Consider the following 24,300-nt stretch of genomic DNA (forward strand, 5'->3'; position numbering starts at 1 on the left):
GATAACATGAAAAAGGTATTTGTCAGCGCACAGAACGGAGCTTATGATATTCTGATCGGAAAAGGCCTGCTATCAGAGGATTGCCTGAAACAATATACGGACTATGCGATTGTAACGGACGATAAGGTATATCCCATATACCATCAGCATTTTCCGGATGCAAAATGGATTGTCCTGCCGGAAGGGGAGACGGCGAAGAGCATGTCGAATCTGGAAATGATTTATGGTAAGCTGATGGAATATGGAATTGACCGCAAGGGCGCGCTGGCGGCACTCGGTGGAGGCGTGGTGGGAGATATTACAGGCTTTGCCGCGGCTACCTTTAAGCGCGGCGTCGCTTTTGTCCAGTTCCCGACAACCCTGCTTGCACAGGTAGACAGTTCCGTAGGAGGCAAGGTAGCTGTAAACCTGCCTGCCGGGAAAAATATGGTGGGCGCTTTCTATCAGCCTGATGTTGTCCTTGCCGATACGGGCACGCTTGAAACGCTTGATCAGCGTCAGTTTGCTGCGGGGATGGCAGAAGTGATCAAATATGCGTATATTTTTGATCATGACCTGCATCAAAGGCTTAAGCGGGGAGATATGCCGATTGAAGAAATCATTGCCCGCTGCTGTGAAATCAAAGCTGATTATGTGGCGCGTGATCCTTATGATACCGGAGCGCGGATGCAGCTTAATTACGGTCATACCATCGGCCACGCGATAGAGACGGTTGCAGGATATGGAACGTTTTTGCATGGTGAAGCTGTCGCAATCGGAATGGAGATTGCCGCGCAACTTGGGGAAGCGCTTGGAATATCGCCGTCAGGATTGGCAGAAGATACGAGGCAGTTGCTGGAACAGTACGGCCTTCCGTTCTGTGTGGACAATAAGCTCCTGATGGAAGCGCTTGGGATTCTGCTGGCCGATAAAAAGGCGGAAGGAAGAAAAATTGCGTTTATATTGATTGACCGCATCGGTCATGCTGTTATAAAATCATTAGAAGTAGAGGTAATACAAAAAAAGATAAAGGAATTGTATTTATGAAAATTATTTCACCATCAGCCATAGACGGCAGCATTCGGATCATACCCTCGAAGAGTATGTCTCACCGGGCGCTGATTTGTGCCGCGCTTGCAAAGGGCACTTCGATTCTGGAAAATATTGCGTTTTCGGAGGATGTTGCAGCAACAGCAAATGCGCTGCGGGATATGGGACTGTGCCGTTATGACTTTGACGATGGAGTATGCACTGTATATGGAGGCCTGCACGAGGAAAGCAAAGAAGTGATCGACTGCGGAGAATCCGGTTCCACGCTCCGATTCCTGATTCCGCTTGCCCTCGATGGAAAAAAAAGGACGTTTATCGGTCAGGGACGTTTGTTTCAGCGGCCAATGGGCGGATATGATAAAATGTTTATCCGCAATCAGGTCAGTATAAAGCTTGCAAAAGATTCCCTCACGTTTCAGGGAGAACTGCAAAGCGGGGAGTACGCTTTGCCGGGGAACATATCTTCCCAATTTATAAGCGGGTTATTATATGCTCTTCCGCTCCTCATGGATGATTCAGGTATTCACCTGACGACGGAAATTGAATCGAAGCCTTATATCGAGCTGACGCGCGAAGTGCAGGAGCTGTTTGGCGTACACAGCGCGTGGCGTGGGAATATTATCGATGTTTTCGGACGGCAGGGATATTCGCCGCGCATTATGGAAATTGAAGGGGATTATTCACACGCCGCCTTTTTTGCCGCTGCCGCGGCGTTATCGGGAGAGGTGGAGCTGAAAGGGCTTCGTCAGGATTCAAGACAGGGTGATAAAGAGATACTTGGCGTGCTGAAATGTATGGGCGCGGAGGTTGAATATGGCGAAGATTCTATTGTGGTGAAAAAAGCGGAATTGAAACCGATTGAAGTGGATGTTGGGCAAATTCCGGACCTTGTTCCGGTTTTGGCGGTTTTGGGCTGCGCCGTTAAGGGAAAGATGAAGATTTATAATGCAGGGAGGCTGCGGCTGAAGGAAAGCGACAGGCTCAACGCCATGGCAAGCGAGCTTGAGAAGCTGGGCGCTGACATCATAGAATATGAGGACAGCCTTGTGATCAACGGGAAAGGGATGCTGCACGGAGGCGAAGTGGACAGCCACGGTGATCACAGGATTGCAATGGCTCTTGCGGTGGCCTCCTGTATCGCGCGCGAGGATATCATTATCCATAACCATGGAGTGGTTGCAAAATCCGCGCCGCTGTTTTATGAGGAATTTTCCAGCTTGGGAGGAACGGTAAATTGAGCGCTACCTTTGGTAAAAATTTGAAGATGACGATTTTCGGTGAATCGCATTCCGCGGGAATTGGAGTGGTGATCGACGGTATTCCGGCGGGAATGCAGATCGATGAACAAGGAATTGAAAGCGCAATGAAACGGCGTGCGCCAAATGCGTCTGCCGCGTCTACCAAGCGCAGGGAGCCGGACAAGGCAGAATTTTTGAGCGGCTATTTTAACGGCAGGGCGACAGGAACGCCGCTTTGCGCTTTAATCCGTAATCAGGATACGCGTTCGCAGGATTATGAACGGACAGCGCAGTTATTGAGGCCGGGCCATGCGGATTATACCGGCATCATAAAATACCGCAGTGCGAACGACTACCGCGGCGGCGGCCACTTTTCCGGCCGGCTGACGGCGCCGCTTGTCTTTGCGGGCAGTATTGCGCGGCAGCTGCTCGATCAGCAGGGGATCGAGATTGGCGCGCACATCAGCAGTATTGCCGGTATTGATGACAGCGTATGCAGTGAATATGACAAAGAAGCGCTTCTGCAGGCAGAGCAAAAGGGACTTGCCGTTATTAATGGCGAAGCCATGAGGAAAATGCAGGTACGCATCGCGCAGGCGCAAAAGGAAGGCGATTCTGTGGGAGGCGTGATTGAATGCGCCATATACGGTCTCCCGGCAGGGCTTGGAGAGCCGTTCTTTGACAGTGTGGAAAGCAGGCTCGCACACATGATGTTTTCAATTCCTGCGGTCAAGGGGATTGAGTTTGGGGCAGGGTTTTCGATCACAGAGATGAAGGGCAGCGAAGCCAACGATTCGCCGGTGATCGAAAATGGGAAGATAACCTTTGAAAAGAATAACAACGGCGGGATCAACGGCGGGATCACGAATGGGATGCCTGTGGTTTTTCGTGTTGCAATCAAGCCAACTGCTTCAATTTTCAAAGAACAACGAACCGTAAATATCAAAACGATGCAAGAGGAAACGCTACAAATTCACGGAAGGCACGACTCCTGTATTGTGCCCCGCGCGGTTGAGGTTGTGAAAAGTGCGGCAGCGTTCGTAATGGCGGATTTATGGCTGGAGGAGCATCATGGCTGAATTGGATGATCTGCGCAGGCAGATAGACGAAGTGGATGAGGAAATCGTAAGGGCGTTTGAAAAACGCATCAAAATTGCAGAAGAGGTTGCACGCTGTAAAATTGAGAAGGGGCTTCCGGTGCTCGACAGGACCAGGGAGGCGGCTTTGCTGAAAAGCAGGGAGCAAATGCTAAGCGACCGGCAGCTAAAGCGCGACATTGACCGCGTGTACGAGCTTTTGATGAGTATCAGCAGGGCCCACCAACAGAAACTGATGAAAGCGGAAAAAAAGCCAGCGGGTGCGGCGCAGGCCGTCAAGGTTGCTTATGCGGGCGTTCAGGGGGCATACGCCGATATGGCGCGTTACGAATACTTCGGTGAAAGCAGCAAAGGGGCATTGAGCTTTGACACATTTGAAAGGGTTTTTGACGCGGTACAGACGGGTGACGCTCAGTATGGTATAGTCCCCATTGAAAATTCCTATGCGGGAAGCGTAGAGGAGGTTTATGACCTCTTAAACCAGTACGATGTTTATATTGTTGGAGAACAGCTGATCCATATCGAGCATGAGCTGCTCGGGATACCGGGAGCAGATATTGGGCAGATTGAGGAAGTGTATTCGCACGACCAGGGACTTTTGCAATGCGCCGGTTTTTTAGACGGCTATCCGCAATGGAAGCAAATTCCCTATTATAATACTGCAATCAGCGCAAAATTTGTCGCGGAGAGCGGCGATGTGCGAAAAGCTGCGATTGCAAGCGAATATGCCGCGGAAGTTTATGGGTTGGAGATTTTAAGGCGGGCGATCAACTCAAGCGGAGAAAACACCACCAGGTTTATTGTGATTTCAGATAAATATGCAAAAAACAACAAGGCGAATAAAGCGAGCCTGAGCTTTGTGCTCGAGCATAAACCCGGCGCGCTTGCCCATGTGCTGGACGTATTTGCAAAGCAGTCGCTCAACATGGTCAAAATAGAATCGCGGCCGTTGCGGCATAGAAATTTTGAATATCGGTTTTATGTTGACTTTGCCGGGGAAGGACTTGCGGACCTTATTGAACCGGCGGTACAGGAAATTAAGGCCTATTGCTCACAGATGAAGCTTCTGGGCATCTACGAAAATGGATATTGAGATGGAGAAAATTTACCTGACGGGAATGATGGGCTGTGGGAAATCCGCGATTGGCCGGAAGCTTGCATCAAAATTGGAAAGAAAATTTGTTGACCTGGATGCACTGATTGAGCAGCGTGAGGGAAAACGGATTACTGATATTTTTGAAGAAGGCGGCGAAGCGCTTTTCCGTAGGATTGAAACGGAGGTATTGACCGAAGTTTCGAGGCGGAAGGAAGCTCTGGTTGTTTCGTGCGGAGGCGGGATTGTCCTGAAGGACGAGAACGTGGACATTATGAGAAGAACGGGGCGAGTTGTCCTGATCCGGCGCAGCGTGGAAAATATTATTGGGACTTTGGATACGAAAAAACGTCCGCTGCTGAAAAATGATGCAGAGAACGTTGAGAAGATATATGGGCAACGCAAAGAACGCTATGAAGTGACAAGCCATGTGCAGATCAGCAACAATGCAGGAATGGAAGAAGCTGTGGAAAAAATCATAAGAGCGCTAGAGACGATTTAGTACGGTCTGGTAATCTTTTTCTGTCGGCAGGATACCAAACCATTTTTCAAACGCAAAGAACGCCTGCCAAATGAGCATTCCAAGGCCGTTCATTGTTTTAAGCCCGCGTGCGTCCGCATGGGACAGAAGTTCCGTAAGCGGGGGAGAATAAATAAGGTCGCATACGCAGGCATTCTCCGGAAGCAGGCTGATAAAATTGAAATTGGGAAAATTTTCTGTTGTGCCGGACATTCCAAGCGGCGTGGTGTTAATCAGCAAAGTGCAGCGGTCCATATAATGTTCGATATTAGAAAGGGAATCAAAGCCGGCGTGACACTCCATCGCTATTTTTTTTGCCTTTTCGATTGTCCGGTTTAGAAGAACGATGCTTTCAGCTCCTTTTTTCACCGCATCATCACACAATAGCTTCGTAACCGCACCCGCGCCGATCATGACGATATCCGCGCCCTTGTAATCTGCGCCGATTTGCTGCAGCGAAGCGTGAAAACCCTGCGCGTCTGTTGAATAACCATATAGCTTGTCATCTTTTACGACAACGGTATTTACCCCGTCCGTCGCCTCGGGAGAAAGAAAGGACAGATGCGGAATAATTTCCTGTTTAAGCGGCATTGTGATATTAAAGCCATTGATATTTTCCTGCGAAAGGGATTGCAGGAATGAAGAAAGTGTCGTGGGTGTGACCTGGCGTTTGTCATATAAACAATCCAGGCCATAAATTTCATAAAGGGTATTATGAATCGCCGGGGACAGGCTGTGGCTGATAGGCGATCCGATGACGCAATATTTTTTCCGCGTAACCATATGTAAAACTCCTTTTGTCTATGATACAATAATGCCGTAAGGATTCCAGAACTTAGTATATCATATCTTACAGCATGGTAACAAATCACGGTCTGCGTATAAAAATGTATGCTGTATAAGGGAAGTTGATATGGGGACGGGAGAGCGCCCTTGGGGGGATGGCGGTTTCGTGCAAATGCTTTTTCGTAACGCTTTGAGAAACTGCAATTAAGAATATAATGGAGAAACTGATATGAAAAAAATACTGGTAATGAACGGCCCGAACCTGAATATGCTGGGAATCAGGGAAAAGGGCGTATATGGGACAAAAACGCTGGGAGATATCAATGCTTTTATTACAGAGAAGGCAAAAGACTGGGATGTAGAGTTGGAATTTTACCAATCCAACCACGAAGGAGCAATGATAGACAAGCTGCACGAAGCATTTGGGAAAAAAGACGGAATTATCCTGAACGCGGGAGCGTATACGCATTACAGCTACGCGTTGCGCGACGCAATTTCTTCGATCAGTATTCCATGTGTGGAGGTACATCTGTCTGATATTCATGCGCGGGAGGAATTCAGGCATGTTTCTGTGATCAAAGAAGTCTGCATCGCGCAGATTTGCGGCCGTGGCGAGCAGGGATATGTTGATGCGCTCGCGTTGTTGATGGAGGATAAATTTGAGGATCAATAGAGTGAAAAGTGTTTGGAGGAAACAAATCCGGTTTTGCTTGCGCAAGCCGGTTTTTTTTGTCGTTAAACCTGACTGGTCGGGTTTAATGAATCCGCGCTATGAAAGGAAATTTATTTGAATACATAGCTTTACAAGTATGATTAAGAAGGATATACTAGGATGATATACATAATAAGAGGCAGAAACGATACATGAGAGAAGGCAGGTCTCCAATCAGAATAACGGCATTGACGATTTGTTTCGTTCTGTTTTTTTGTGTTTTTTTAAACGGATGTGGAAACGGCAGCACTTCGGATACGCAAGTTAATAGCGTAAGCAGTGCGGGAAGGTCGGAGCCGGCGGTTTTGGTGCCTGAATCCCCGGGAACATCTGTAATTGGAAACGAAATGGCGACAATCGATATTTCAAATGTTTCTGAAGGTTATGTCCATGTGCAATACCTGGGCGATATCAGCAAGGTGAAATTGCAGATATCACATGACGGAGGAGATCCGTACACCTATAATCTGGAACAGGGGGTAAAGGATGTTTTCCCGCTGAACCAGGGTGACGGTACTTATAAATTGACTGTTTACGAGCACAAAGAGGGCGGAGGAGACGATGAATACAGCCAGGCGTTCAGCGGTCAGGTGGAAGTGACGCTGCGCGATGAATTCCTGCCGTTTTTGTATCCGAACCAATATATAGAGTTCACGCCGGAAAGCGCTGCGGTAAAGATGGGCGCTGAATTGGCTGCAACTGCAAATGATGATCTTGAGGCAGTGGCAAATATTTACAACTATGTGATCCAGAATATTACCTATGATTATGATAAAGCAAAGCAGATCGAGGACGGAACCATTTCAAGCGGATATCTTCCCAATGTGGATGAAACGCTTCAGGAAAAAACGGGAATATGCTTTGATTATGCTGCGCTGATGACTGCCATGCTCCGTACGCAGGGAATCCCGACACGGCTTGTGATCGGCTATGCAGGGGAGCTTTATCATGCGTGGATCAGCGTTTATATCAAGGACGTGGGATGGATTGACAATATCATCTATTTTGACGGAAAAGAATGGTCGCGAATGGATCCTACGCTTGCGGCCGCGGGCGACAGCGCCAAGGAATTTGTAGGGGATGGCAGCAACTATCACGATCTTTACATTTATTGATCTGGGGGAAAATAGAATGGCAAAAAAACAGAAAAGGCTTTCAGACAGTGAAATCGCCGGATTTTGCGAGCAGCTTGCATACATTATAAAGGCGGGAATATCTTTGCAGGAAGGCCTTATGCTGATGAGCGAGGACGCAAAAAATGATGCGGAAGCAAAAATAACGCAAGGACTGCTGGAGTCTGTGGAAAGCGGCAGCTCGCTTGCGTATGCGCTGGGGCTTTCAGAAGAATTTCCAAAATATATGGTTAATATGGTGGAGATTGGTGAAAACTCGGGCCGCCTTGAAGAGGTGCTTGAATCCCTCTGCACCTACTATGAGCGGAACGAAGCGGTTTCAAGAAACATCAGGAGTTCGGTCACATATCCGGTTGTCATGATTGCGATTATGGTTGCTGTAATCCTTGTCATTATTATTGAAGTGCTTCCTGTATTCCAGGAGGTATTCCTGCAGTTGGGGAGCGAGGTATCTCCTTTTGTGCAGGGGATCATGAATTTTGGAGCAGGGGTGCAGGAATATGCCTGGCTTATTATAGGGATTATTGCGGCGATCATTATTATTGCCCTGATCCTGCGGAATACAGCTGCGGGCAGGCGCGGCCTTTCTGCCATTTCCGAGCGCCTCTTCAGGAGAATGTCCGCAACAATTTCTTCCGGCAGGTTTGCCTCCGCAATGGCACTGATGCTCAGCAGTGGTATGGATGTGGACGAATCGCTTACAATGGCCGCAGAACTTATGGAAAGTGATACAGCGCGTAAAAAGATACAGCAGATCAAAGAAAAAATGAATAACGGGATCGGCTTTGCGGAGGCGATTGTTGAGACCGGAATGTTTGGCGGCCTTTATGGAAAGATGATCACCGTGGGATTTAAAACAGGAACTCTTGATGGCGTGATGAAGAAAGTTGCACAGCACTATGAGGAAGAAATCGACAGGAAACTTTCCGGCATCATAGCGGCGCTTGAACCTACGCTGGTAGCAATCCTTTCTGTGATTGTGGGAATGATCCTGCTTTCCGTTATGCTGCCGCTTATGGGCGTTATGTCTGCAATCGGCTAAGGAGTAACGTTTTATGAACAAAGCGTTTGTGAAAAAAAAGAAACAGTTGCCCCATGTTGTTAAAGTTCTGATACCAGTTGCTTTTTTTATAGCGATTGTGCTTTTTGTGGTGCTTGGCGTACAGAATGTATCGGCATCGGCACAGTCCGAGAGACTGAAAACGATGGAACAGGCTGTAAGGCGTGCAGCCGTACAGTGTTACGCGATTGAAGGCAGGTATCCAAGGGATATTGCTTATTTGGCTGATAATTACGGACTGATTCTGGACAAGGAAAAATATGTATATCACTACCAGGTGTTTGGTACAAACCTGATGCCTGATATTTCTGTCTTTGAAGCAAAATAAATTGCCTGGAGAAATGTATGGAACAAAAGAAACAGCATATCGTTGATATCGTATTTGTATTATGCTTGTTTTGTGTATTTGCTATATTGTCGCTTTTTATCGTGGTTATGGGCGCCAGCGTTTACAAAGGCATATCAAAGGATATGACTGCGAATTATAACGCCAGGAGCTCGCTTACCTACCTGACGGAAAAGATACGGCAAAATGACTCGGCAAGCAGCGTGGAAATTGGCACGCTGAGTGGGGAGACTGCTCTTATATTGACAGAGAATGCGCAGGGCAGGGAATATGAGACGTGGATTTATGTCGCGGATGGAGCGCTTTATGAAGTTGCGGTCACAGCGGGGACGCAGGTCTCCCTGGGAGACGGGCAGATGATCACTGAGCTTGCGGAGTTTGAGCTGGAGCGTCTGGATGATCGTTTATTGAAAATCAGGGCGATTGATTTGGATGGTAATACGTTTGAGACGATGCTGCACACCAAGAGCGCTGTAATAGGGATGAAATAAACATGGGGAATATGCGGACATCGAAAACAAAGCTGTTTTTACTGGAAATGGTCATCATTTTACTGTTCTTTGCATTTGCAGGCGCCGTTTGCATGAATTTATTTGTGAAGGCAAAGCTTTTGAGCCAGCAAAGCACTGATTTAACCCAGGCTACACTGCAGGCACAGGCTGCCGCGGAAACAATCAAGAGCACCGGGAAGGATGCGGACGAGCTTTTTGCTATGATCGGAGCCATACCATCACAGGATGGGCTTTGTGTTTACTACGATCAGGAATGGAATGAAGTTTCGGTTGAGCAGGATGCGACGTATGAAATGAAGATTGTATTTCTTGAGGAAAACAGGGAGTTAACTTCAAATATTACCGTTGAAAAGGAGGACGACATAATCTACAGCCTTACAACGACGCAATTTGACGGGGGTTTCAACGAGTAATTAAATGTGCCGCATAGCGCAGATAGAATCATGTAAGTTGTACGGGGGGATTTGCCGGAAAGGGCAGGAGGATCGCCTGTTGGTTAGCAGTCCTGACAAATGCTGCTTGCGTAATATTTGAAAAACTGCAATAAAGGGAAACTGATTATGGATAAAAAGCAGGGCCAAAATACATTAAATACTGGAATTGGAGTCGGAGGGACCTCTATATTGGCAATTTTTGTGGTGCTGTGCCTGGTGACGCTTGCATCCCTTTCCCTTGTTTCCGCACAGGCCGATTATGGCCTCGCAAAGAAAACGGCTGAAGCAGCGCAGGAATATTACGCTGCAGACGCACAGGCGGAGCGGCAGCTTGCTGTATTGACGTCGGCGGTTGAAGCGGGCGGAGATATTGATGCAGTTGCTGGAAACGGTATTGAAATAAAAGAGATCAAAGACAAAAGCGCAATTTTGAGTTATACTATACAGATAAATCAACACAAGAATTTATACGTGGAAATTGAGCTCGGTTTGGACGCAGTAGGGAAGCTGAATGGTGAATGGGCGCGTCGTTGCTGGGAAACGCAACTCGTGGAAAGCGACGATGATGGAACGGAAACACTCAATTTACTACAGTAAATGGAGGGCTTCAGGATGGATGCAGAAGAAATTTTAAGAATCGCGGCAGAAAGGCAGGCTTCCGATATTTTTATTGTGGCAGGCTTACCGTTGTCGTTGAAAATCAGCAATCAGATACACAGGCACGGCGATGAAAAGCTGATGCCGGAGGATACAGAACGTATCATCCGTGAAATCTATCAGCTTGGCCAGCGCAATCAGGAAAAGATGCTGACAGAAGGTGACGACGATTTTTCGTTTTCCATGACAGGGATTTCGCGTTACCGCGTCAGCGTATACCGCCAGCGCAGTTCAATCGCTGCTGTGGTACGTGTGATCGCATTTAGCCTGCCGGACGCCAGACAGCTTGGGATACCGGATACGGTTCTGGATCTTGGAAGAAAGCCAAAAGGACTTGTGCTTGTGACAGGGCCGGCCGGAAGCGGGAAATCAACAACGCTGGCGTGCATTATTGACGTGATTAATGAAAACCGCAATAGCCATGTTGTGACTCTGGAGGATCCGATTGAATACCTGCATCGCCACAAAAAGAGTATCATAAGCCAAAGAGAGATTTCCACGGATACAAAAAGCTATTCGGTGGCATTGCGCGCCGCGCTAAGGCAGGCGCCGGACGTCATCCTTCTTGGGGAGATGCGCGACTATGAGACAATCAGTATCGCAATGACTGCGGCAGAGACAGGGCATCTTGTAATATCGACACTTCATACGATGGGAGCCGTAAATACGATTGACAGGATCATTGACGCGTTCCCGCCGAACCAGCAGGGGCAGATTCGCGTACAGCTTTCGATGGTGCTGCAGGCTGTTGTGTCCCAGCAACTTGTGACAAATGTAGAAGGAAACGTTAGTCCGGTTTTCGAAATTATGCTTTGTAATGCGGCAATCAGGAATATGATCCGCGAATCGAAAACACATCAGATCGATACGGCTATTTTTTCATCAGCGGCCGAAGGAATGGTGGGCATGGATACAAGCCTGCAAAAAATGTATGAAAAGGGAATGATTACCGAAGAGGAAGCTCTGATGCACAGTGTTTCACCTGATTTGTTGCGCAGGAAGTTGCATAGGTAAAGGAAAGGACAAACGCATCATTGGACGGAAAAACGTTATATATTGAAATGTTCGGCGGATTTCAGGTGTTTTTGGATGCCGAGCCAATTATTACAAAGGAAAGCAGAAACAGCAAGGTATTGCAGCTTATGCAGTACTTGGTGTGTAATCATGGGCGCATGGTTTCGCAGGACGAGCTGATTGGCGTTATAATTGGCAACGAAGAATGTGAGAACCCTGTAGGAACCCTTAAAAATCTCGTATACAGATTGCGTAAGCTATTGGAATCTTCCGGAGTATCCGGAGAACTCATCCAGTATAAAAAAGGAGCGTACGGATTTTGCGATACCATATCCTGCATAATTGACGAAGAGGAGTTTACGGCGCTTGTTAAACGGATACGTTCCGGAGAAGGTACAGAGGAAGAGACGTTTGAACTTTGCCTGAACGCTGTAGACTTATATAAAGGCGCCTTTTTGCCAAAGACATCAGGTGAACCCTGGGTGATGGGGCATTCCGTACAATTTCAGGAAATGTACAGCGAGTGTTTCCGGACGGCGTATGAAATTGCCGAAAAAACAGGAAAGCAGGATAATCTCGTTTCGCGGTTGCAAAAGGCGGCGTCTTTGTATCCGTATGAAGAAGATTTATCGCTGATGTATATCTATTGCCTTTACGAAACCAAACGTGTTAAAGAAGCAATGGAGGTTTACGAATCAACGATTACAATGCTTTTTAACGATCTTGGAATAGGACCGTCTGAGCGGATGCAAAAACTTTATCAGAAAATGACCGGGGGAATGCAGGAGGTAGCGATTTCGGTTGCGGATGTACGCAGCAAAATAGGAGAGAACGAATATGAGAAGGGTGCATATTTTTGCAATTTAGAGGTCTTTTCAAATATTTACCGGTTTGTTGTGCGTCACATGGAACGCAGCGGGCAATCGGTGTTTTTGATGCTGTGCACCATTACTGAACTGGATGGGGCGCCGCCGGAAAGCGGCGATAGAACGCAAAAGATCATAGAACATTTCCATGATTCTGTGAAAGCGTCGCTCAGAAGAGGGGATGCGTATACAAGGTACAGCCCTTCCCAGTTCCTTTTGATGTTGATGGAAATAAAACTGGAAAATTGTGACGTTGTTTCTGAACGGCTGCGGCGTAATTTTTATAAGCATCCGAAAATGAACCAGATGCGGCTTGCATGCAAAAGCATTTCGGCAGCTGATATGGATTTTATGATGAGCAATCATATTCCTGGAGAGGAACTCAAATGGTAGCAGGATATTGTATGCGATAAGGCATGGCCGGCAGAAAAATAGAAATGCAGTCGGGTAACATAAAACCCCCGGTACTTTGTACCGGGGGTTTGTTTTGCTGTTTTCTGATCACGTGGGAGATCAGTACATTCCGGGCATTCCACCAGGAGCAGCCGGCATAGCGGGAGCTTCCGGAGCAGGAAGATCCGTTACGACGCTTTCCGTTGTGAGCAGCATAGCCGCAACGGAGCATGCGTTCTGGATTGCGCTGCGCGTAACCTTTGTCGGATCGATGATGCCTTCCTTGATCATATCCACATATTCGTTTTTAGCAGCATCGTAGCCAAATGTTTTGGAGTTGTCCGCAAGGATTTTTTCCACGATGATGCTGCCTTCAAGACCTGCGTTTGCAGCGATCTGCCTTACTGGCTCTTCCAGTGCGCGCAGAACAATTTTTGCGCCTGTCTTTTCATCGCCGGAAAGCTTTTCGATCAGTGCCTTAATATCCTCGGAAGCTTTGAGGGGAGCGGTACCGCCGCCAGGAACAATACCTTCCTCAACAGCAGCGCGCGTTGCTGCGAGTGCGTCCTCGATCCGCAGCTTTGCTTCCTTCATTTCCGTTTCAGTTGCTGCGCCTACGCGGATAACGGCAACGCCGCCAGCCAGCTTGGCAAGTCTTTCCTGAAGTTTTTCCTTATCATAATCGGAAGTCGTTTCTTCGATCTGTGCTTTGATCGATTTGATCCGAGCCTGAATGTCTTCCTTTTTGCCCATGCCTTCCACGATGACAGTGTTTTCTTTATCGACCTTAACCTGTTTTGCATGGCCGAGCATATCCATCGTAGCATCCTTGAGCTCGATGCCAACTTCCTCTGAAATTACGGTACCGCCTGTAAGGACGGCGATATCCTGCAACATTGCTTTTCTTCTGTCGCCAAAGCCCGGAGCCTTAACCGCAACGCAGTTGAACGTCCCGCGCAGTTTGTTGACAACCAGTGTCGCAAGCGCTTCGCCTTCAACATCCTCAGCGATGATAAGAAGCTTTTTACCCTGCTGAACAATCTGCTCGAGAATGGGGAGAAGGTCCTGGATATTGGTGATCTTTTTATCAGTAATCAAAATGAGCGCATCGTCGAGCACCGCTTCCATTTTGTCGGTATCCGTTACCATGTATGCCGAAGCATAACCACGGTCAAACTGCATACCTTCTACAACGTCGAGCTCGGTCTGCATCGTTTTGGATTCTTCCACTGTGATAACGCCGTCGTTTCCAACCTTTTCCATTGCCGTGGAGATAAGCTGGCCAACACGGTCGTCTGCGGCTGAAATGCTCGCAACCTGGGAGATTGCCTTGCTGTCCGCAATCGGTTTGGACATGCCCTTCAATGCTTCAACGGCAACTTCGGAAGCGTTGAGGATACCTCTTTTTACGCCCATCGGATTTGCGCCAGCAGCTACGTTCTTAAGCCCTTCGCGAATGATTGCCTGAGCAAGCAGAGTAGCGGTTGTCGTACCGTCGCCCGCCACGTCGTTCGTCTTCGTAGCAACTTCCTTAACGAGCTGTGCGCCCATGTTTTCGAAGGGATCTTCAAGCTCGATCTCTTTTGCGATTGTTACACCGTCGTTGGTGATAAGCGGGGAACCGAATTTTTTATCGAGAACAACATTTCTGCCCTTCGGTCCAAGCGTTACTTTTACGGTATCTGCCAACTGATTCACGCCACTCTCAAGTGCGCGGCGTGCTTCTTCGCCAAATTTCAACTGTTTTGCCATAATTATTTGCCTCCTTCTTATTTCACAACTGCCAGAATGTCAGACTGGCGAACGATAATGAACTCGTCTCCATCCAGCTTTACTTCTGTGCCTGCATACTTGGAATAAAGAACCCTGTCGCCCTTCTTTACTTCCATTTTAACTTCTTTTCCGTCCACTGTGCCGCCGGGGCCAACTTCTACAACCTCAGCAACCTGGGGTTTTTCCTGAGCTGAACCGGGCAGGACAATGCCGCTCTTTGTCGTTTCTTCCGCTTCTACTGATTTGATGACAACCCTGTCACCCAAAGGCTTAATAGTCATATTCAATAACCTCCTGTAAAATAATTTACTTTCTTAAATGTGTTAGCACTCGATTTGAGTGAGTGCTAATATTTCTAAAACCTATGATATATATAATCGATTAATAAATCAAATAACAAGAATCTGGAAAAATACCAAAATTTTAATTTTAAAAGAAGATACAGCCGTTTATCTCCCGAATGCTCTTATTAAATTCGAATTTTATATATATTTTGTCTCGACTTACCGTTTAAAACATTGTAAAATATAGATACTATATTATTGAAGCATTTCTGAGATACACGAATCGATTTTTAAATACAAAGGGGAAGCATATGGATAAATGGGACAAAAGGTTCATGGACCTTGCGGAAGAGATTTCTCATTGGACAAGCTGTTATAAGCCTAACAGGAGTATTGGCGCTATTATCGTGAAAAACAAACGTATTGTGACGACGGGCTATAACGGTGCTCCTGCCGGAATGGACAGCTGCAAGGAACGGGGAGAGTGTATGCGGGTAAACCTCGGCATCTCATCTGGGGAGAGACAGGAGCTTTGTTATGCAATCCACGCGGAGCAAAACGCGATCATACAGGCTGCAAAGCTTGGCGTGGCGATTGACGGAGCGACGATGTACTGTACGCACCAGCCGTGTGCGATCTGCGCGAAGATGATCGTAAACGCGGGAATTATCCGTGTGGTATACAAGCATCCGTATCCTGACGATTTTGCGAAAAAGATTTTCGATTCCGTTGAAATCCAGATTGAACAATATAAATAGTACAGAACAAGGGGAGTAAATTTTTATGAAGGTAAGTGAAATTGCAAAACTGCTCGAAGCCGAATATCTTTGCGGAGAGGAGCAGAGGGATATGGAGATACTTTGCGCGTGCGGCGCGGACATGATGAGCGACGTGCTTGCTTTTACAAAGCATGATGCGATCCTGATGACGGGGCTCGTGAACAATCATGTGATCCGTACAGCCGAGATGATGGATATTCCCTGCGTGTTGTTTGTGCGCGGAAAGCGTCCGGCGCAGGATATCATCGATATGGCAAACGAACGCGATATGATATTGCTTGCAACCGATAAACCGATGTTTACCACATGCGGGATGCTTTATCAAGAAGGAATCAAAGGCGGCATGCGGGAGGCGTAAGGATATGGTCTACACCTGTGAATACGAAATAAAAAAAGATGACTTTGTGGCTGCGGGGGAGGCTTCCTCGCAGATCAAAAATAAATTGAAGCAGATTGGCGTGGACGCCGCGTTGATCAGGAAGATTGCAATCGCTTCTTATGAAGCGGAAATTAACATGATTATTCATAGTCTTGGCGGGCAGATGAAGCTGGACATCGAGGACGACGGACGCATTACGATTGTATGCGCGGATGTCGGCCCGGGAATTCCGGATATCGGCCTTGCAATGCAGGAAGGGTATTCCACAGCCTCCGATACGGTGCGCGAAATGGGTTTTGGCGCAGGCATGGGGCTTCCGAATATCAACAAAAACAGCGACAATATGCAGATCGAATCCAGTCCGGCAGGGACGACGGTTACGATGAGATTTGAGATGTCATAACAAAAATTAGGATTGATAGAACAATGGAAAAATACTTTCATTCAGTGCGCCTTGAAAAGGAAAAATGTTCAGGCTGCACAAACTGTATCAAAAGATGTCCAACCGAGGCGATCAGGGTTCAAAAAGGAAAAGCGAAAATTCTGAAGGAGCGGTGCATCGATTGTGGGGAGTGCATTCGCGTGTGTCCTTATCATGCAAAAAAAGCGGTAACAGATCCGCTTTCCAGCATTAGCGATTTCAAATATAAAATTGCGCTTCCTGCGCCGGCGCTTTATGCACAGTTCAAGATGCTGGGGCATGAAGACAAGGTGGACAGGGTTCTTTCCGGCCTGAAGGCGATGGGGTTTGACGATGTTTTCGAAGTGGCAAAAGGCGCGGAAATATGCTCGAAAGCCATTGCGGAGGAGCTGAAAAAGTCGCATATAAAGCCGCTTATTTCCTCTGCGTGCCCTGCGGTGGTACGGCTGATACAGGTGCGTTTTCCAGAGCTTTTGGATAATGTAGTCAAGGTGGATGCGCCGGTAGAGGTGGCTGCAAAGGTTGCAAAGATGGAGTTTGCAAAGAAAAACAATGTCGACATTTCCGAAATCGGCGCATATTTTATTACGCCGTGCCCGGCGAAGATGACGAGTATCAAAGCGCCGCTTGCGAAAGAGAAGAGCGATGTGGATGGCGCGATTTCTATATTGGAGGTATACGGACTGCTGACCGGGCAGCTTAAGGCTGCGGAGGCAAAGCGGTTTTCCGGGGTAAAGGCATCGGCAAAGGGAATCGGCTGGGCAAACAGCGGAGGAGAAATCTACGCGATCGGCGAAAAGAATGCGCTTGCGGTGGATGGGATTGGAAACGTGGCGCGGGCTCTTGAAGATATTGAAAACGATAAGCTAAAGGATCTTGACTATTTTGAAGGACTTGCGTGCGTGGGAGGATGCGTGGGCGGCCCGCTTGTATTTGAAAGCTCATTTGTGGCGCAATCGCGCGTGCAGAAAATTTGCGACGAGGTAGGACTGGACGAGACCATCGAACAGGATGCGGAAACCTATATGAAGGATGGAGTCGCCTCGATCAAAAAGGAAATAGAACCGGTGGACGTCATGAAGCTTGACGACGACCGTATGGAGGCGCTTAAAAAAATACAACGCATCGAGGAATTGATGGAAAAGCTGCCAGGGATGGATTGCGGGAGCTGCGGCGCGCCAAGCTGCCGTGCGCTTGCAGAGGATATCGTCAGGGGGCATGCAACGGAAATGGACTGTGTGTTTATGCTCAAAGAAAAGGTCAAATTTCTTGCGGAGGAAATGGTTGATCTCGCAAGTAAAGATAATAAAGAGGATGAGGAGGACAGATAATGAGGGCAGCGGAAATAGCTGAAAAAATGGAATTAAAGCTTTTAACGGACGGCCTTGCTGAAGAAGCGGAGGTTACCGACGGCTGCGTGTGCGACCTGCTTAGCTGGGTGATGGCGCGCGGGGAAGCGGGAATGGCGTGGATTACGGTGCAGACGCACCTGAACGTAGTCGCGGTTGCCTGCCTGCATGACTTTGCGTGCGTGATCGTTCCTGAGAATATCGACGTGCCGCAGACGACGCTCGATAAGGCAAAGGAAGAGGGCGTACTGATTTATTCGTCGCCAAAAACAGCGTATGCCCTGTGCTGTGATTTATGCAGGCTTGGCATCGGAAGCTGATATGCGCCTGTACTACGACCTGCATATCCATTCGGCGCTTTCACCTTGCGCGGATGACGATATGACGCCCAACAACATTGTGAATATGGCGAAGCTGAAAGGGCTGGACCTCATAACGGTAAGCGATCATAATTGTGCAAAAAATGTCAGGGCCGCAGCCAAAGTAGCGGAAGACGAAGGGGTACTCCTGCTGCCTGGAATTGAGATGACCACGGCGGAGGAAGTACATCTGCTTGTTTTTTTTGCCGATGCGTTGCAGGCGGAGGACTTTGGAGACCTATTATACGACGCGTTGCCGGATATCAAAAATAAACCTGACTTTTTTGGGAACCAGCTCGTAATGGACGAAAACGACGAGGTGAAGGGCACGCTTGAAAAGCTCCTCATTTCGGCGTTGCCGTACGATATAGATGAAAGCTGTGCCCTGGCAAGGGAGCACGGAGGATATGTTGTGCCGGCGCATATCAATAAGGGAGCAAATTCCATGCTGGCGAACCTCGGGTTTTTTCCGCCGCAGATACACTTCAAGACAATCGAGGTAGTACGCGGGCTGGCAATCGAAAACGATGTATCGCGATTTGAGCAGATACATTCTTCTGACGCGCATAATTTGTGGCAGATTTCAGAGAAATCCGAGCAGCTTGAAACGCCGGACAGAGAGCTCAAAACAATACTGAAAAAATTGTGTGAGTAATTTCACAAAAAGTCGTGCAAATCCAATTATTATATGGTAAAATAATATTGTTAACAAAATCCCAAACAATAAAAACAAAATGGTAGATTTTTTAAGGAGGCACTTTTCCATGGGAAACACCGCAGAAGTACAAGCAAAATTCGACGAATTAAAAGGGGTAATTTATGAAATGAAGCAGAAGCCGGGTCCCCTTATGCCGGTGATGCAGAAGGCTCAGGAGATCTTTGGATCGCTTCCGTTTGAAGTGCAAAAATTCATAGCGGAAGAAATGAACATCCCGATGACGGACGTATATGGGGTTGCGACGTTTTATTCCCAGTTTGCACTGGAACCCAAAGGCAAGCACGTAATCGGCGTTTGTATGGGAACGGCCTGCTACGTAAAGAAAGCGGAAGGGATTCTCAACCAGCTTGAAGAGGAATTGCAGGCTGAACCGGGGGCGACGACGCCGGACGGACTTTTTACACTGGAAGCTACGCGCTGCCTTGGCTGCTGCGGGCTGGCTCCGGTTATCATGATTGACGACCAGGTATATGGAAGACTGAAACCAGAGGATATCTCAGGGATTCTTGGTCTCTATAAGAATAAACAATAACAACGGCACGCTTATGAAAGAGATTTCTTTGCATATTATGGACATTGTCCAGAATTCGATTACGGCGAACGCGAAGCTTATCGAGATATCACTCGTAATCGACAGAAAAAAAGATGTGATTTCCATTACGATTAAAGATAATGGGAAGGGAATGAGCAAAGAAATGCTTGCGAATGTAACGAGTCCTTTTGTAACAACGCGTACAACACGCCGTGTAGGACTTGGAATATCGCTTTTTAAAGCAGGCGCGGAAGGCTCCGGAGGGAGTTTTACGATTACATCGGAAGAAGGCGCAGGAACAGAGCTAACAGCATCGTATGTGCTCGATAATATCGACAGGCCGCCGATTGGGGATTTTGCAGGAACAGCCAAAACGCTTATCATCTGTAATCCTGATATCGATTTTGCAGTCGCCGTCGAAATTGACGGAAGACGCGAGGTATTGGATACGCGTGAGATACGCCAGGTGCTTGGCGAAGATGTTCCGCTTGATTTGCCGGATATATCCGGATGGATCGGCGAAAGCCTCACAGAGATTTTTCCGCAGGAGTACGTTGATTTTTAGAAATTGAATTTTTGCCGGCTTTGGGCCGCAAAATACAAACAAATAATTTCGGCCGACCGCTTGCCGGAAAAGCGGAAATAAACATTGCTGCATTAGCCGGCAACATAATGTTTAGAAGCATGGGGAGTAAAAAAATGAAGTCACTGCAAGAGTTGGAAGCAATCAGAAACAAGATGCAAGGGAAGATTGACATTCGTAAAAATGATGCGGAAAAACGCGTTGTTGTTGGAATGGCCACGTGTGGAATCGCTGCGGGTGCACGTCCGGTATTGCAGGCATTTGTGGACGAAGTGGCAACGAGAAATATGAACGACGTTGTCGTCTCCCAGACAGGCTGCATCGGCGTTTGCCGTTTAGAACCGATTGCCGAGGTATTTATACCGGGCCAGGAAAAAGTCACATACGTTAAAATGGATGCGGAAAAGGCCAAAAGAGTCGTTGCAGAGCATCTGGTGAATGGAAACATTGTGACAGAGTATACAATCGGTTACTATGAGAAGAACAACGCTTAATTTGTACATTTTTATGGAGGTTTAGGATAGATGGATTTTTATCGTGCACACGTATTGGTATGCGGAGGTACAGGCTGTACATCCTCCGGATCAGGGGAGATCATTTCAAAGTTTGAAAGTGAACTCGCGGAAAAGGGACTGGATAAGGAAGTAAAGGTTGTCAGGACCGGATGCTTTGGCCTTTGCGAGGCGGGCCCTATCGTCATCGTATATCCGGAAGGGGCTTTTTACAGCAGAGTCAAGGTGGACGACGTTGCTGAGATCGTGGAAGAACACCTTCTCAAAGGACGTATCGTAGAGCGTTTGCTGCATAAGGAAGATAACGTAGAAGACGTTGCGACGACGCTTGACGACATCGAGTTTTATAAAAAACAGAATCGTGTAGCCCTTCGAAATTGCGGTGTGATCGATCCGGAAGTGATCGACGAGTACATCGCTTTTGACGGTTATAAGGCTCTTGGAACCTGCCTGACTGAAAAAACACCTGAGGATGTAATCGACATCATCAAAAAGTCAGGACTCAGGGGCCGTGGCGGCGGCGGATTTCCGACAGGAATGAAATGGCAGTTTGGCCACGATGCAAAGGGAGACCAGAAATATGTAATCTGTAACGCGGACGAAGGAGATCCGGGTGCGTTTATGGACCGCTCCGTACTGGAGGGAGATCCGCACAGCGTGATCGAAGCAATGGCAATCGCAGGTTATGCCATTGGAGCGAACATGGGTTACGTTTATGTTCGTGCGGAATATCCGATCGCGGTTAAAAGATTGCAGATCGCGATTGACCAGGCCAAGGAATACGGATTGCTTGGCAAAGGAATTTTTGGAACAGATTTTGAATTTGATATTGAGATTCGTCTCGGTGCGGGCGCATTCGTATGCGGCGAGGAGACTGCATTGATGGAATCGATCGAAGGCCGCCGCGGAGAGCCAAGGCCAAAGCCGCCGTTCCCGGCAAACAAAGGACTGTTTGGAAAGCCGACAATTATCAACAACGTTGAAACGTTGGCGAATATCCCGCAGATCATCCTGAAGGGCGCCGATTGGTTCGGTTCTATGGGAACAGAGAAATCCAAGGGTACAAAGGTATTTGCGCTCGGCGGAAAAATTAACAATACAGGTCTTGTGGAAATTCCGATGGGGACGACGCTTCGTGAAGTAATTTATGAAATCGGCGGCGGTATTCCGGACGGAAAGAAATTCAAGGCGGCACAGACGGGCGGACCTTCGGGCGGATGTATCCCGGCTGAGCATCTTGATTTGAAGATCGATTATGATACGCTTACCTCAATCGGTTCTATGATGGGCTCAGGCGGCCTGATCGTAATGGATGAAGACAACTGTATGGTTGACGTAGCGAAATTTTTCCTTGACTTTACGGTTGACGAATCCTGCGGGAAATGCCCGCCCTGCCGTATCGGCACCAAGCGTATGCTCGAGATACTTGAGCGCATCACGGATGGCAACGGTAAGCCCGGAGATATCGAGAAGCTGATCGAGCTTGGAGAGAGCATTAAGGTTGGAGCGCTTTGCGGACTTGGTAAAACGGCGCCGAACCCGGTTCTTTCTACGATCAAGTATTTCAGGGACGAATACGAAGCGCATATTTACGATAAACGCTGCCCGGCTGGACATTGTCAGCAGTTGCTCGTTTACGAGATCATCCCGTCCAAGTGTATTGGATGCGGAATGTGTAAACGTGTATGCCCGGCGGACGCAATTACCGGAGAAGTGAAAAAACCACATCATATCGATCCGGATAAGTGCATCAAATGTGGCGCTTGCGTTGAAAAATGCAAATTTGACGCAATCAAGAGATAAGAAGGAGGATTATGTGATATGGTATCAATTACAATAGATGGCGTTAAAGTAGACGTGCCGGATAATTCCACGGTACTTGACGCTGCAAGAAAAGCAAATATTGACATTCCCACGCTCTGCTATTTAAGAGGCGTAAACGCCATTGGCGCGTGCAGGATTTGTCTTGTGGAAGTGAAAAACAATGCTGCGCTGCAGGCTGCGTGCGTGCTGCCGGTAACAGACGGTATGGAAGTATTCACGAAGTCTGAAAAGGTCCTGAAAGCAAGGAAGGTCAGCCTTGACCTGCTGCTTTCCAATCACGACAGGGAATGCCTGACGTGCGTGAGGAACAAAAATTGCGAGCTCCAGACTCTGGCAGACGAGTTTAACATTCGTGAAATCAAATACCAGGGCGAAAGAATCGAGCATGAGGCTGACGATGAATCCGTATCCGTTGTTCGTAACCAGAACAAGTGCGTGATTTGCAAACGCTGTGTTGCGGCGTGCGCAAAGCAGCAGGGAGTCGGTGTGATCGGCGCGACAAACCGCGGATTCAAAACGACGATCGAGCCTGTGTTCGGCAAATCGCTTGTGGACGTACCCTGTATTAACTGCGGACAGTGTATTGTTTCCTGCCCGGTTGGCGCGCTTTCTGAAAAGAGTGAGATAGACAATGTTTGGGATGCGCTGCACAACCCCAATATGCACGTTGTAGTGCAGCCGGCCCCGGCCGTTCGTGTCGCTTTGGGCGAGGAATTTGGCATGCCGATGGGTACGCGCGTTACGGGCAAGCTTGCAGCGGCACTGCGTAAGCTTGGCTTCGATAAAGTATTTGACACTGATTTTGGCGCTGACCTTACCATTATGGAAGAGGGCTACGAGTTTATTAACAGGGTTCAAAACGGCGGAAAACTCCCGATGATCACATCCTGCTCGCCAGGCTGGATCAAATTCGCAGAGTATTTCTTCCCGGATATGCTGGATAACCTTTCCACGTGCAAATCGCCTCACCAGATGCTGGGTGCGATCATCAAATCCTATTATGCACAGGAAAATGGAATTGATCCGGCGAAAATTTTTACGGTTTCGGTTATGCCGTGTACCGCTAAAAAATACGAGAAAGACCGTGCGGGCGAAGCCGGAACGGATTATCAGGATGTAGACGCGGTACTTACCACAAGGGAAATAGCGCAGATGATCAAGGAAGCGGGAATCGACTTTGTGAACCTTCCGGATGAAGACTTTGACGAGGTGCTTGGCACATCGACCGGAGCAGGCGTTATCTTCGGAGCAACGGGCGGCGTAATGGAAGCGGCGCTTAGGACGGTTGCAGAGGTGCTCACCGGAAAAGAACTGGAAAACATCGATTTCTGTGACGTTCGCGGTATTACGGGAATCAAGGAAGCGGAAATCATGGTTGGCGATATGCCGGTCAAGGTTGCTGTCGTAAGCGGAACAGGGAATGCGAAAAAGCTTCTGGAAGCGGTTCGCGCAGGCGAGAAGGAATACCATTTCATCGAGATTATGGCCTGCCCGGGCGGTTGCGTAAACGGCGGCGGACAGCCGATTGTTTCGGCAAGAGTCAAGAATGTGCTTGATCCGAGAGTGGTTCGCGCTCAGGGCCTTTATGACGAGGACTGTGATAAGCCATTACGGAAATCCCATGAAAATCCGGATATCCAGAAGCTCTATAACGAGTTCCTTGGCGAACCAAACAGCCATAAGGCGCATGAATTACTTCATACGTTCTATGAGGCGAAACCGAAGTATAAACAATCATAAATCCAATCGGAGAAAAACGGCTGCTTTGGTAGCAGCCGTTTTTTTAATCCCGATTTAAAGGATTTAACGTTTTCTGTGTGTAATATATTATTATAATATATACAGGGAAGTTTCAGGAAGTAATATCCGTTATCCCGGTATGGGACATGGATTACCG

Annotated in this window: 28 protein-coding genes; 25 read left to right on the forward strand and 3 right to left on the reverse strand. The window is 47.9% G+C overall.

The features are described from left to right. Positions 1-6 precede the first annotated feature (6 nt). From aroB to ACS5WU_RS01260, 5 genes are read left to right on the forward strand one after another with little or no spacing between them, the layout of a single operon-like run. Positions 7-1,026 carry a 3-dehydroquinate synthase gene (gene aroB, locus ACS5WU_RS01240; protein ID WP_465088890.1) on the forward strand — a complete coding sequence of 340 codons (1,020 nt, stop codon included), beginning with the start codon at positions 7-9 and terminating at the stop codon, positions 1,024-1,026. After that, positions 1,023-2,267: a 3-phosphoshikimate 1-carboxyvinyltransferase gene (gene aroA, locus ACS5WU_RS01245; RefSeq protein WP_465088891.1), complete on the forward strand. Its 1,245-nt coding sequence runs from the start codon at positions 1,023-1,025 to the stop codon at positions 2,265-2,267. The genes aroB and aroA overlap by 4 nt, the downstream gene beginning before the upstream one ends. Further along, positions 2,264-3,346: a chorismate synthase gene (gene aroC, locus ACS5WU_RS01250; protein ID WP_046443004.1), complete on the forward strand. Its 1,083-nt coding sequence runs from the start codon at positions 2,264-2,266 to the stop codon at positions 3,344-3,346. The genes aroA and aroC overlap by 4 nt, the downstream gene beginning before the upstream one ends. Continuing rightward, a complete protein-coding gene (gene pheA, locus ACS5WU_RS01255) occupies positions 3,339-4,457 on the forward strand; it encodes a prephenate dehydratase (RefSeq protein WP_465088892.1) in 1,119 nt (372 codons plus the stop codon). Before aroC ends, pheA begins: the two co-directional genes overlap by 8 nt. Beyond that, positions 4,447-4,959, forward strand: a complete 513-nt coding sequence (locus ACS5WU_RS01260; protein WP_046443002.1) for a shikimate kinase — start codon at positions 4,447-4,449, stop codon at positions 4,957-4,959. The genes pheA and ACS5WU_RS01260 overlap by 11 nt, the downstream gene beginning before the upstream one ends. Here ACS5WU_RS01260 and aroE read toward each other — a convergent pair. Then, complete coding sequence (gene aroE / locus ACS5WU_RS01265; RefSeq protein ID WP_302762188.1) at positions 4,945-5,760, reverse strand: shikimate dehydrogenase; 816 nt, start codon at positions 5,758-5,760, stop codon at positions 4,945-4,947. The genes ACS5WU_RS01260 and aroE overlap by 15 nt on opposite strands. A gap of 232 nt (positions 5,761-5,992) precedes the next feature. On the opposite strand from aroE, the gene aroQ reads away from it, so the two are divergent. The 9 genes from aroQ (at position 5,993) to ACS5WU_RS01310 (ending at position 12,890) form a co-directional block, all read left to right on the forward strand. Continuing rightward, complete coding sequence (aroQ, locus tag ACS5WU_RS01270) at positions 5,993-6,436, forward strand: type II 3-dehydroquinate dehydratase (protein ID WP_046443000.1); 444 nt, start codon at positions 5,993-5,995, stop codon at positions 6,434-6,436. 191 nt (positions 6,437-6,627) lie between these two features. After that, on the forward strand, positions 6,628-7,590 hold the full coding sequence (locus tag ACS5WU_RS01275) for a transglutaminase-like domain-containing protein (protein WP_046442999.1): 963 nt from the start codon (positions 6,628-6,630) through the stop codon (positions 7,588-7,590). A 16-nt stretch (positions 7,591-7,606) separates the two neighbouring features. Then, positions 7,607-8,650 (forward strand): type II secretion system F family protein, encoded by a 1,044-nt coding sequence (locus tag ACS5WU_RS01280; protein ID WP_046442998.1) that lies wholly within the window; start codon positions 7,607-7,609, stop codon positions 8,648-8,650. A 13-nt stretch (positions 8,651-8,663) separates the two neighbouring features. Next, positions 8,664-8,996, forward strand: a complete 333-nt coding sequence (locus tag ACS5WU_RS01285; RefSeq protein WP_046442997.1) for a hypothetical protein — start codon at positions 8,664-8,666, stop codon at positions 8,994-8,996. Between the two features lie 17 nt (positions 8,997-9,013). Next, positions 9,014-9,505 carry a DUF4860 domain-containing protein gene (locus tag ACS5WU_RS01290; protein WP_052740368.1) on the forward strand — a complete coding sequence of 164 codons (492 nt, stop codon included), beginning with the start codon at positions 9,014-9,016 and terminating at the stop codon, positions 9,503-9,505. 11 nt (positions 9,506-9,516) lie between these two features. After that, entirely contained in the window at positions 9,517-9,939 is a 423-nt protein-coding gene (locus tag ACS5WU_RS01295) for a hypothetical protein (RefSeq protein ID WP_465088893.1), read from the forward strand. A gap of 147 nt (positions 9,940-10,086) precedes the next feature. Then, a complete protein-coding gene (locus ACS5WU_RS01300; protein WP_052740363.1) occupies positions 10,087-10,557 on the forward strand; it encodes a hypothetical protein in 471 nt (156 codons plus the stop codon). 15 nt (positions 10,558-10,572) lie between these two features. After that, positions 10,573-11,631, forward strand: coding sequence for a type IV pilus twitching motility protein PilT (locus tag ACS5WU_RS01305; protein WP_046442996.1), 1,059 nt, complete (start codon positions 10,573-10,575; stop codon positions 11,629-11,631). A 20-nt stretch (positions 11,632-11,651) separates the two neighbouring features. Then, positions 11,652-12,890, forward strand: a complete 1,239-nt coding sequence (locus ACS5WU_RS01310) for an AfsR/SARP family transcriptional regulator (protein WP_465088894.1) — start codon at positions 11,652-11,654, stop codon at positions 12,888-12,890. Positions 12,891-13,010: 120 nt separating this feature from the next. On the opposite strand, the gene groL is transcribed toward ACS5WU_RS01310, so the two are convergent. Beyond that, positions 13,011-14,642 (reverse strand): chaperonin GroEL, encoded by a 1,632-nt coding sequence (gene groL / locus ACS5WU_RS01315; protein ID WP_046442994.1) that lies wholly within the window; start codon positions 14,640-14,642, stop codon positions 13,011-13,013. 17 nt (positions 14,643-14,659) lie between these two features. Beyond that, positions 14,660-14,944 (reverse strand): co-chaperone GroES, encoded by a 285-nt coding sequence (groES, locus tag ACS5WU_RS01320; protein ID WP_046442993.1) that lies wholly within the window; start codon positions 14,942-14,944, stop codon positions 14,660-14,662. Positions 14,945-15,258: 314 nt separating this feature from the next. On the opposite strand from groES, the gene ACS5WU_RS01325 reads away from it, so the two are divergent. The 11 genes from ACS5WU_RS01325 (at position 15,259) to ACS5WU_RS01375 (ending at position 24,143) form a co-directional block, all read left to right on the forward strand. Then, the gene (locus ACS5WU_RS01325) at positions 15,259-15,705 is read left to right on the forward strand and encodes a deoxycytidylate deaminase (RefSeq protein WP_046442992.1); all 447 of its coding nucleotides are present in this window, start codon (positions 15,259-15,261) and stop codon (positions 15,703-15,705) included. 25 nt (positions 15,706-15,730) lie between these two features. Next, on the forward strand, positions 15,731-16,084 hold the full coding sequence (locus ACS5WU_RS01330; RefSeq protein WP_046442991.1) for a DRTGG domain-containing protein: 354 nt from the start codon (positions 15,731-15,733) through the stop codon (positions 16,082-16,084). A gap of 4 nt (positions 16,085-16,088) precedes the next feature. Further along, complete coding sequence (locus ACS5WU_RS01335) at positions 16,089-16,508, forward strand: ATP-binding protein (protein WP_046442990.1); 420 nt, start codon at positions 16,089-16,091, stop codon at positions 16,506-16,508. Between the two features lie 23 nt (positions 16,509-16,531). Continuing rightward, positions 16,532-17,857 (forward strand): [Fe-Fe] hydrogenase large subunit C-terminal domain-containing protein, encoded by a 1,326-nt coding sequence (locus ACS5WU_RS01340; protein WP_046442989.1) that lies wholly within the window; start codon positions 16,532-16,534, stop codon positions 17,855-17,857. Then, positions 17,857-18,195 carry a hypothetical protein gene (locus tag ACS5WU_RS01345; RefSeq protein WP_046442988.1) on the forward strand — a complete coding sequence of 113 codons (339 nt, stop codon included), beginning with the start codon at positions 17,857-17,859 and terminating at the stop codon, positions 18,193-18,195. The genes ACS5WU_RS01340 and ACS5WU_RS01345 overlap by 1 nt, the downstream gene beginning before the upstream one ends. Then, entirely contained in the window at positions 18,179-18,889 is a 711-nt protein-coding gene (locus tag ACS5WU_RS01350) for a PHP domain-containing protein (RefSeq protein ID WP_165903525.1), read from the forward strand. The genes ACS5WU_RS01345 and ACS5WU_RS01350 overlap by 17 nt, the downstream gene beginning before the upstream one ends. 109 nt (positions 18,890-18,998) lie before the next feature. Continuing rightward, positions 18,999-19,484 (forward strand): NADH-quinone oxidoreductase subunit NuoE, encoded by a 486-nt coding sequence (nuoE, locus tag ACS5WU_RS01355; protein ID WP_302761529.1) that lies wholly within the window; start codon positions 18,999-19,001, stop codon positions 19,482-19,484. 13 nt (positions 19,485-19,497) lie between these two features. Next, the gene (locus ACS5WU_RS01360; protein ID WP_046442985.1) at positions 19,498-20,049 is read left to right on the forward strand and encodes an ATP-binding protein; all 552 of its coding nucleotides are present in this window, start codon (positions 19,498-19,500) and stop codon (positions 20,047-20,049) included. 134 nt (positions 20,050-20,183) lie between these two features. Next, the gene (locus tag ACS5WU_RS01365) at positions 20,184-20,561 is read left to right on the forward strand and encodes a (2Fe-2S) ferredoxin domain-containing protein (protein WP_046443133.1); all 378 of its coding nucleotides are present in this window, start codon (positions 20,184-20,186) and stop codon (positions 20,559-20,561) included. 30 nt (positions 20,562-20,591) lie between these two features. Further along, positions 20,592-22,382 carry an NADH-quinone oxidoreductase subunit NuoF gene (gene nuoF, locus ACS5WU_RS01370; RefSeq protein ID WP_046442984.1) on the forward strand — a complete coding sequence of 597 codons (1,791 nt, stop codon included), beginning with the start codon at positions 20,592-20,594 and terminating at the stop codon, positions 22,380-22,382. A gap of 18 nt (positions 22,383-22,400) precedes the next feature. Next, the gene (locus ACS5WU_RS01375; RefSeq protein ID WP_046442983.1) at positions 22,401-24,143 is read left to right on the forward strand and encodes an NADH-dependent [FeFe] hydrogenase, group A6; all 1,743 of its coding nucleotides are present in this window, start codon (positions 22,401-22,403) and stop codon (positions 24,141-24,143) included. Positions 24,144-24,300 lie beyond the last annotated feature (157 nt).

The sequence above is a fragment of the Christensenella sp. KGMB01412 genome (assembly GCF_055522415.1).

Coding starts and splice junctions, on each gene's coding strand:
- aroA (WP_465088891.1), top strand. CDS start 1,023: ATGAAAATTATTTCACCATCAGCCATAGACGGCAGCATTCGGATCATA.
- nuoF (WP_046442984.1), top strand. CDS start 20,592: ATGGATTTTTATCGTGCACACGTATTGGTATGCGGAGGTACAGGCTGT.
- ACS5WU_RS01295 (WP_465088893.1), top strand. CDS start 9,517: ATGCGGACATCGAAAACAAAGCTGTTTTTACTGGAAATGGTCATCATT.
- groL (WP_046442994.1), bottom strand. CDS start 14,642: ATGGCAAAACAGTTGAAATTTGGCGAAGAAGCACGCCGCGCACTTGAG.
- pheA (WP_465088892.1), top strand. CDS start 3,339: ATGGCTGAATTGGATGATCTGCGCAGGCAGATAGACGAAGTGGATGAG.
- aroE (WP_302762188.1), bottom strand. CDS start 5,760: ATGGTTACGCGGAAAAAATATTGCGTCATCGGATCGCCTATCAGCCAC.
- ACS5WU_RS01340 (WP_046442989.1), top strand. CDS start 16,532: ATGGAAAAATACTTTCATTCAGTGCGCCTTGAAAAGGAAAAATGTTCA.
- ACS5WU_RS01305 (WP_046442996.1), top strand. CDS start 10,573: ATGGATGCAGAAGAAATTTTAAGAATCGCGGCAGAAAGGCAGGCTTCC.
- ACS5WU_RS01260 (WP_046443002.1), top strand. CDS start 4,447: ATGGATATTGAGATGGAGAAAATTTACCTGACGGGAATGATGGGCTGT.
- ACS5WU_RS01375 (WP_046442983.1), top strand. CDS start 22,401: ATGGTATCAATTACAATAGATGGCGTTAAAGTAGACGTGCCGGATAAT.
- ACS5WU_RS01285 (WP_046442997.1), top strand. CDS start 8,664: ATGAACAAAGCGTTTGTGAAAAAAAAGAAACAGTTGCCCCATGTTGTT.
- ACS5WU_RS01345 (WP_046442988.1), top strand. CDS start 17,857: ATGAGGGCAGCGGAAATAGCTGAAAAAATGGAATTAAAGCTTTTAACG.
- ACS5WU_RS01360 (WP_046442985.1), top strand. CDS start 19,498: ATGAAAGAGATTTCTTTGCATATTATGGACATTGTCCAGAATTCGATT.
- ACS5WU_RS01335 (WP_046442990.1), top strand. CDS start 16,089: ATGGTCTACACCTGTGAATACGAAATAAAAAAAGATGACTTTGTGGCT.
- ACS5WU_RS01275 (WP_046442999.1), top strand. CDS start 6,628: ATGAGAGAAGGCAGGTCTCCAATCAGAATAACGGCATTGACGATTTGT.
- ACS5WU_RS01290 (WP_052740368.1), top strand. CDS start 9,014: ATGGAACAAAAGAAACAGCATATCGTTGATATCGTATTTGTATTATGC.
- ACS5WU_RS01300 (WP_052740363.1), top strand. CDS start 10,087: ATGGATAAAAAGCAGGGCCAAAATACATTAAATACTGGAATTGGAGTC.
- ACS5WU_RS01330 (WP_046442991.1), top strand. CDS start 15,731: ATGAAGGTAAGTGAAATTGCAAAACTGCTCGAAGCCGAATATCTTTGC.
- aroB (WP_465088890.1), top strand. CDS start 7: ATGAAAAAGGTATTTGTCAGCGCACAGAACGGAGCTTATGATATTCTG.
- ACS5WU_RS01325 (WP_046442992.1), top strand. CDS start 15,259: ATGGATAAATGGGACAAAAGGTTCATGGACCTTGCGGAAGAGATTTCT.
- ACS5WU_RS01365 (WP_046443133.1), top strand. CDS start 20,184: ATGAAGTCACTGCAAGAGTTGGAAGCAATCAGAAACAAGATGCAAGGG.
- nuoE (WP_302761529.1), top strand. CDS start 18,999: ATGGGAAACACCGCAGAAGTACAAGCAAAATTCGACGAATTAAAAGGG.
- groES (WP_046442993.1), bottom strand. CDS start 14,944: ATGACTATTAAGCCTTTGGGTGACAGGGTTGTCATCAAATCAGTAGAA.
- aroQ (WP_046443000.1), top strand. CDS start 5,993: ATGAAAAAAATACTGGTAATGAACGGCCCGAACCTGAATATGCTGGGA.
- ACS5WU_RS01280 (WP_046442998.1), top strand. CDS start 7,607: ATGGCAAAAAAACAGAAAAGGCTTTCAGACAGTGAAATCGCCGGATTT.